At 68.5% G+C, this 6,868-nt stretch carries 8 protein-coding genes and 1 riboswitch; of the genes, 3 read left to right on the top strand and 5 right to left on the bottom strand.

What is annotated here, in order from left to right; genetic code table 11:
* Positions 1 to 55: 55 nt before the first annotated feature.
* From gcvH to NI18_RS13150, 3 genes are all read right to left on the bottom strand, one after another.
* Entirely contained in the window at positions 56 to 427 is a 372-nt protein-coding gene (gene gcvH, locus NI18_RS13160; protein ID WP_037530350.1) for a glycine cleavage system protein GcvH, read from the bottom strand.
* A gap of 1 nt (position 428) precedes the next feature.
* Positions 429 to 1,676 (bottom strand): glycine cleavage system aminomethyltransferase GcvT, encoded by a 1,248-nt coding sequence (gene gcvT / locus NI18_RS13155; RefSeq protein WP_084215198.1) that lies wholly within the window; start codon positions 1,674 to 1,676, stop codon positions 429 to 431.
* Between the two features lie 152 nt (positions 1,677 to 1,828).
* A riboswitch (glycine riboswitch) is annotated at positions 1,829 to 1,947 on the bottom strand.
* 205 nt (positions 1,948 to 2,152) lie between these two features.
* Positions 2,153 to 2,791 carry a hypothetical protein gene (locus NI18_RS13150; RefSeq protein ID WP_234387500.1) on the bottom strand — a complete coding sequence of 213 codons (639 nt, stop codon included), beginning with the start codon at positions 2,789 to 2,791 and terminating at the stop codon, positions 2,153 to 2,155.
* A 176-nt stretch (positions 2,792 to 2,967) separates the two neighbouring features.
* Here NI18_RS13150 and ispH point away from each other — a divergent pair, with 176 nt between their 5' ends.
* Genes ispH through rnhA form a run of 3 tightly spaced genes read left to right on the top strand, consistent with a single transcriptional unit; the run spans position 2,968 to position 5,346 of the window.
* Positions 2,968 to 3,921 carry a 4-hydroxy-3-methylbut-2-enyl diphosphate reductase gene (gene ispH / locus NI18_RS13140; RefSeq protein ID WP_037530348.1) on the top strand — a complete coding sequence of 318 codons (954 nt, stop codon included), beginning with the start codon at positions 2,968 to 2,970 and terminating at the stop codon, positions 3,919 to 3,921.
* Position 3,922: 1 nt separating this feature from the next.
* The gene (locus tag NI18_RS13135) at positions 3,923 to 4,873 is read left to right on the top strand and encodes a homoserine kinase (protein ID WP_084215196.1); all 951 of its coding nucleotides are present in this window, start codon (positions 3,923 to 3,925) and stop codon (positions 4,871 to 4,873) included.
* On the top strand, positions 4,870 to 5,346 hold the full coding sequence (gene rnhA, locus NI18_RS13130; protein ID WP_052149195.1) for a ribonuclease HI: 477 nt from the start codon (positions 4,870 to 4,872) through the stop codon (positions 5,344 to 5,346). The genes NI18_RS13135 and rnhA overlap by 4 nt, the downstream gene beginning before the upstream one ends.
* A 17-nt stretch (positions 5,347 to 5,363) precedes the next feature.
* Here the strand turns inward: rnhA and NI18_RS13125 are convergent, their stop codons facing one another.
* Positions 5,364 to 6,446, bottom strand: a complete 1,083-nt coding sequence (locus NI18_RS13125) for an FAD-dependent oxidoreductase (protein ID WP_037530346.1) — start codon at positions 6,444 to 6,446, stop codon at positions 5,364 to 5,366.
* The coding region (locus NI18_RS13120; protein WP_198527012.1) for an alpha/beta hydrolase at positions 6,443 to 6,868 on the bottom strand (426 nt) is incomplete at its 5' end. The genes NI18_RS13125 and NI18_RS13120, both read right to left, overlap by 4 nt.

Here is a 6,868-nt window from a genome sequence, read left to right as displayed (position 1 = left end):
GTCTGTCGCACTACCCCACCCCAACCCCTCCCCTGAAGGGAGGGGCTTTGACGAATTAAAGCCCTTCGACGAACGCCGCGTAGGCAGCTTCGTCCATCAGGCTGTCGAGCTCGCTCGGATCGCTGAGCGTCAGCTTGAAGAACCAGCCGGCGGCTTCGGCGTCCGAATTCACCAGGCTCGAATCGTCGGCGAGCGCAGTGTTGCCCTCGATGACGGTGCCCGACACCGGCGAATAGACGTCCGAGGCGGCCTTGACCGATTCGACAACCGCGGCATCGGCGCCCTTGGTCAGCTGCTTGCCGGCCTCGGGAACCTCGACGAACACGACGTCGCCAAGCTGGCTCTGCGCGTATTCGCTGATGCCGACCGTGCCGACGTCACCGTCGACATCGACCCACTCATGATCCTGCGTAAAATAACGGCTCATATCACTTGGCTCCTGCGCGGACGTAGCGGTGGGGAATGAAGGGCATCGCGGTGACGGTCGCGCTATGGACCTTGCCGCGCTGTGCGATCTCGATGCGGGTGCCAGGCGTCGCCAGCGCGAGCGGCACATAGGCCATCGCGATCGGCTTCCCGAGCGTCGGCGCGAACCCGCCGCTGGTGAGGCGACCGATCGTCGCGCCGGTGTCGTCGATCACCTCGGACCCCTCGCGCGCGGGCTGGCGTCCCTCGACGATCAGGCCGACGCGCTTGGTGGCGGGGCCATTCTCGCGCTGCGAGAGGATACGCTGGGCGCCGGGGAAGTCGGCGGCTTCGCGGCGACGCTTGGACAACGCGAAACCGAGGTCCGCCATCACCGGCGTGGTCTCGGGATCGAGATCGTGGCCGTAGAGCGGCAAACCGGCTTCGAGACGCAGCGAATCGCGTGCGCCAAGGCCGATCGGCTTGATCTCGGGAAGGGCGAGCAGCGCGTCGGCGAACGCGACGGCGTGCTCGGCGGGGATCGAGATCTCGACGCCGTCCTCGCCGGTATAGCCCGATCGGCTGATCCAGAGCGGCACGTCGTTCCAGTGGAACGCGCCCGCGGTCATGAACACGAGGCCGTCGATGCCGGGGACAATCTGAGCAACCGCCGCGACCGCCTTGGGACCCTGCACCGCAAGCAGCGCCTGGTCCTCGAGGATGTTGATCGTGACGTCGTCGGGCAGATGCTCGATCAGATAGCTGACATCGTCATATTTGGTCGCGCCGTTGACGACGACGTAGAAGCTGCCGCTCGCGGTCGGCGACGGGTGGAGCGGGTCGTACGCCTCGGGCTCGACGTCCTGCGCGGAGAAGGGCGAGGGCTGATCGTCGGGCAGGCGCGTCGCCATCAGGTCGTCGAGGATGCCGCCATCCTGCGCAAGCAGCAGCGAATAGCGCATCTTGCCCTCGCCAAGCCCGGCGATGTCGCCCGGCAGCACGGTTTCGAGCGCGCTCGCGACGCCTTCGCCCGAAAAGACGAGCTGGCCCATATGGCTGACGTCGAACAGGCCGGCCGATTCGCGCGTCCAGGCGTGTTCGGCCATGATGCCGTCATACTGGATCGGCATCTGATAGCCGGCGAATTCGACCATCCGCGCGCCGTTCGCGCGGTGCCACGCGTCGAGCGGCAACGGCAGCACCTCGGGCTCGACGTAATCGTCGGCCTCGTCGATGATGCTGGCATAGTCTCGAATATCGGCGTCGCTCATGTCGGTCTCCGTCGAAGGGGCGCGCGGCACCCTATGGTGCTGCGATCCGACCCCCTCTGTCACGGAACCTGAGAGCTTTCACCGCCTGATTGGCGGCTTACCCCTTCGGTGGCCCTCGGCGCGGACGCCAGGACGCTTTCCAGAGTGTCGATCAGCCCCGCGCGGTCTCTGGTGCCTGAGAGATTCCGGGGTGGTTGCTCCTTCGGCGGCCCCCTGCCCCTTTCAGGGCCGATCCTCAAAGGACCAGGAAACGCTCTCCCGCGCGGTGCCATGCCGGTTGCCCGGCATCGACGCGTCAAGCTGTGCCGCGCCGCACAATCTTAGTCAATCGGCGGTTTGGCGTGATCGTTCTTTTGCTGCGATCGCGGCGGCCTCATGCCCCGTCATCCTGACGAAAGTCAGGATCCAGGATCACGCACGGGCCGCAGCTTGGCTCTGGATCCTGACTTTCGTCAGGATGACGGGATGGTGGTGACTCAGCGGGTGGCGTTGTACTTCAGCTGGTCGGCGGTCAGCTGGAACCCGACCAGCGTCTCGAAACTGGCGCGCAGTACCGCCTGCCGCACCTCGGGCGTGCTCAGCGGATCGACCGCCGCATCCTCGTCGCCGGCCTTACGCTTGCGCGTCAGCTTCTCGCGCACGTCCGCCGACAGCGTCGCCGCCGCACGCGTGATCGTTGCCGTACCCTGCGCATTCGCCTCCGCCCGCAGCTGGCCGGCATCGAAATGCAGCGTCACACGGCCGACGCGCTTGGCGACGACCGCGCTGCCGCCGCGCACCACGGTCACGAAATAGGGCAGCACGACGTCGCGCGCCGCGTCGGCCCGCGCACGCCGCGCCTGGACGGTGAACGTCACGTTCGTCAGGATCGGGTCGTTCGCGTCGACGCAGGTCGAACGGACATTGGTCATCAGCGCGGTGACGTCGATCGCCGACTGATCGCGACTGGTGACGGGGTCGAACACGGTGATGTCCCCGGTCGCGGCGGGCACCGCCACGGTCGGGCACGCGGTGCGGATCGCGGAGATGCCGCCGGTCGCGTCGATCTCTCCCTTGGAAGCGCAACCGCCCAGGGCGAGCGCGAGGATCGAAGCGGCAAGGATGGGGGCTTTCACGGGGACGCGTACCTTCTCGAACGAGCGAAAGGGCCTGCGCAACCGCACCGGCCCCTGTCACCGCGCACCATAGGAACCGGCTTTCGTCCAGGCAAGCAATCGCGTAGAGCCCGACGACTATGAGCATCCCCCCAGAGCCCATCGCAAACCCCGCAACCTCGGCCGCTGAGCCGGCCATGCGCGGCGACAAACCCGCGCTCGAACTGCTGATCGCCGCGCCGCGCGGCTTCTGCGCCGGCGTCGACCGCGCGATCCGCATCGTCGAGCTGGCAATCGAGAAGCACGGCGCGCCGGTCTATGTCCGCCACGAGATCGTCCACAACAAGTTTGTCGTCGACACGCTGAAGGCGCAGGGCGCGGTGTTCGTCGAGGATCTGAGCGAGGTGCCCGACGATGCGCCGGTGGTGTTCTCCGCGCACGGCGTTCCCAAATCGGTGCCGCTCGACGCGCAGGCGCGCGGGCTCGAATATCTCGATGCGACCTGCCCGCTGGTCTCAAAGGTCCATCGCCAGGCCGAGCGGCTGGTTGCGCAGGGGCGGCACATCGTGTTCATCGGCCATGCCGGCCATCCCGAGGTGATCGGCACCTTCGGCCAAGTGCCCGAGGGCGCGATGTCGCTGATCGAAACGGTCGAGGATGCGGAAGTTTTCGCGCCGATCGACCCCGCCAATCTCGCCTTCCTGACGCAGACCACGCTGTCGGTCGACGACACCGCGGCGGTCGTCTCGACGCTGCAGCGACGCTTCCCCGAGATGCTGCCGCCGCGTGGCGAGGACATCTGTTACGCGACCTCGAACCGCCAGGCTGCAGTCAAGGCGATCGCGCATGGGTGTGACGCGATGCTGGTGATCGGCGCGCCCAATTCGTCCAATTCGGTGCGGCTGGTCGAGGTCGCGCAGCGCGAGGGCACGCCGGCGATGCTGATCCAGCGCGCCAGCGAACTCGACTGGGATTTCCTCGCCGGAGTCGGCACGCTCGGCATCACCGCAGGTGCGTCCGCGCCCGAGCTGCTCGTCCGCGAACTCGTCACGCGCCTTGCCGAGCGGTTCGAGGTGTCCGAGCGCGAGGTCGAGACGACGCGCGAGACGATCGCCTTCAAGCTGCCCCGCGGGCTCGAAGCCGCCGCCTAGCATGGCGGTCTATACGCAGGTCTCGGCCGAGGCGCTCGGAACGTTCCTCGCGCGGTACGACCAGGGTGCGCTGGTCTCTGCCAAGGGGATCGCCGAGGGGGTGCAGAACAGCAACTACCTGGTCGAGACCACTGCGGACCGCTTCATCCTGACGCTGTACGAGGAATGGACGTCGACCGACGACCTGCCCTTCTTCCTCGCGATGCTCGATCATCTGGCCGAGGCGGGCAATCCGGTGCCGCGCGCGCTGCCCGATCGCGACGGTACCGCGATCCAGCAGCTCGCCGGGCGCTCGGCCTGTCTGATCGAGTTCCTGACCGGCGTGTCGGTGTCGCACCCCGACCCCCGCACAGGCACGGGCGGCCGGCGCGGCGATGGGCCAGCTCCATGCCGGGCTGGCGGACTTCGCACTGACCCGCGCCAACCCGCTGGGCGCCGACACCTGGCGCCCGCTGCTCGAGCGGTGCGGTGCTGGGATCGACACGATCGCACCGGGGCTGTTCGCGCGGATCGAGGCAGCGCTGGCGCGGGTGCTCGCGCAGTGGCCGCGCGCCTGCCGGTGGCGGCGATCCATACGGACCTGTTCCCCGACAATGTCCTGATGCTCGGCGACCGCGTGACCGGGGTGATCGACTTCTACTTCGCCTGCACCGACATCCGCGCCTATGATCTGGCAGTGATGCACAGCGCCTGGGCGTTCGATGCGACCGGCGAGCGTTACGATCCCGCGATCGGCGCCGCGCTGATCGCAGGCTATGAAAGCCGGTTCGCGCTGTCCGAGGCGGAGCGTGCCGCGCTGCCGATCCTCGCGCAGGGCGCCTGCCTGCGCTTCCTGCTGACGCGCGCCTGGGACTGGGTCAACACGCCGGCCGATGCGCTGGTGACGCGCAAGGATCCGCTCGCCTATTGGCGGCGGCTCGAAGCCTATCTCAAGGACGACCTGTTCGCATGACCGACGACGCTACCGCGACAACGATGACCAAGGTCGAGATCTATACTGATGGCGCGTGCAAGGGGAATCCGGGACCGGGCGGCTGGGGCGCGGTGATCCGGATGGGCGCGCACGAGAAGGAATTGTCGGGCGGCGAGCCGCAGACGACGAACAACCGGATGGAGATGACCGCGGCGATCGAGGCGCTCAACATCCTCACCCGGCCCTGCGCGGTGACGCTGTACACCGACAGCAAATATGTGATGGATGGCCTGACCAAATGGGTGAAGGGCTGGCAGCGCAACGGCTGGAGGACCGCGGACAAGAAGCCGGTGAAGAATGCCGAGCTGTGGCACGCGCTGCTCGCCGCGGTCGCGCGGCACAAGATCGAATGGCAATGGGTCAAGGGCCATGCCGGCCACCCCGAGAACGAACGCGCCGACACGCTGGCCAGCAACGCCGCGATTGCGGCGATGACGCCTGGCCGCCGCTAGGCTGACACGAAACGGCGTTAGAAACGACGGGGCGAATAGCGGTGCGGATCGATCCCCGCCACCGCAGGATCAGGCGGCGTCCCGAGCAGCAACGCGGCCGCAAGGCGCGCTGCCGCCGGTGCGGTCTGGATGCCGAAGCCGCCCTGCCCCGCGCACCAGAAGAAGCCGGGTTCGCTCGGGTCGAAACCATAGACCGGCAGCCGGTCGGGCGCGAAGGTCCGCAGGCCCGCCCAGCGGCGTTCGACCTGTGTGACCTGCCAGTCGACCGCCTGTTCGAGCCGGTCGATCGCGATCGCGACGTCGATCTCCTCGGGCGCGGCATCGCAGGGGTCGGTCGGCGTCTCGTCATGCGGGCTCAGCCAGAGGCGCCCGCCGGGCTCGGGCTTGAAATAGAAGCCGCCTGAAATGTCGGCGACATGCGGCATGCCCGCCGCGGCTGCGGGATCGGTCCGCAGCTGGACCATCGTCCGCCGGTAGGGCTGAAGTCCGATCGGTGCCACACCCGCACGCCGCGCGACGCTATCGGCCCAGGCCCCCGCCGCATTGACCAGTACCGCGGCGCGAAACGTCCCCGCGGGCGTCTCGATGCTCCACTGGCCCGAGTCGCGCCGGGCGGCCTGCAGCGCAGCGCCGGTCACGAGATCCGCCCCGCCCCGCCGCGCGGTCGCCAGGTCGTGCGCATGCAGCCCGGCGACATCGATATAGGCGCAACTCGGCTCGTGCACCCCGAGCGTCCAGTCGGGGCGCAGCCCGGGAAGGCACGCCGCCGGATCGATCCGGTCGAGCTGCACGTCGCTGTCGCTGAATTCGGCCAGAAACCTGTCGATCGCGGGCGCGTCCTGCGCACGACCGATATGAAGCGAACCCAGCGGCTGAAGATGCCCGCCGGCCCTGAGCACCGGCCCCGACGCGGTCGTCAGCGGCTGGATGCCGGGGCCACCATAGGTTTCCGACCAGAAAGCCGCGGACCGCCCCGTCGCGTGGTAGCCCGGCATGTCCTCCGCCTCGAGCAGCAGCACGCGCGCATGCGGCGCGAGCATCGCGGCGAGGCTGACGCCGGCCATACCCGCACCGACGATCGCGACGTCGTATACGCTCATCGGCGCGGCACCGTGTCGTCGAGAAACGCGTCGAGCGCGGCCAGCGCGCGGTCACGCACAGCATCCGATTCGCGCAGGATCTCATGCGCCGATTCAGGCCCGAAGCGCACCAGCCGCGCGTCGCGCAGCCGCTCGACGATCCGGACCGCGGCATGCGGATCGACCAGCTTGTCGGCATCCGCGAGCAGCATCAGCACCGGCGTAGCGATCGTCTCGACGCGCGGATCACAGGCGAGCGCAGCGGACCCGGCGAATGCTTCGGACAGCCAGGTCCAGCTCGGCGGACCGAGCTGCAGGTCGGGCTGCGCCTCGTGCCACCAGCGTTCGTCGTGATAGCGGTCGGCGTCGTGGGTGAGCAGACGCTGACGCGAGGCGACGGGCCCGGGCCGCTCGTTCTGGCGCCAGGCCGCGCGGATCGGCCC

The organism is Sphingomonas sp. Ant20 (genome assembly GCF_000783375.1).
GTDB classification, from domain to species: Bacteria; Pseudomonadota; Alphaproteobacteria; order Sphingomonadales; family Sphingomonadaceae; genus Sphingomonas; species Sphingomonas aerolata.
The sequence above is the reverse complement of the archived record's forward strand: the minus strand, read 5'-3'. Positions and strand labels throughout refer to the sequence as shown.

Coding starts and splice junctions, on each gene's coding strand:
- rnhA (WP_052149195.1), top strand. CDS start 4,870: ATGACCGACGACGCTACCGCGACAACGATGACCAAGGTCGAGATCTAT.
- gcvH (WP_037530350.1), bottom strand. CDS start 427: ATGAGCCGTTATTTTACGCAGGATCATGAGTGGGTCGATGTCGACGGT.
- NI18_RS13135 (WP_084215196.1), top strand. CDS start 3,923: ATGGCGGTCTATACGCAGGTCTCGGCCGAGGCGCTCGGAACGTTCCTC.
- NI18_RS13125 (WP_037530346.1), bottom strand. CDS start 6,446: ATGAGCGTATACGACGTCGCGATCGTCGGTGCGGGTATGGCCGGCGTC.
- gcvT (WP_084215198.1), bottom strand. CDS start 1,676: ATGAGCGACGCCGATATTCGAGACTATGCCAGCATCATCGACGAGGCC.
- ispH (WP_037530348.1), top strand. CDS start 2,968: ATGCGCGGCGACAAACCCGCGCTCGAACTGCTGATCGCCGCGCCGCGC.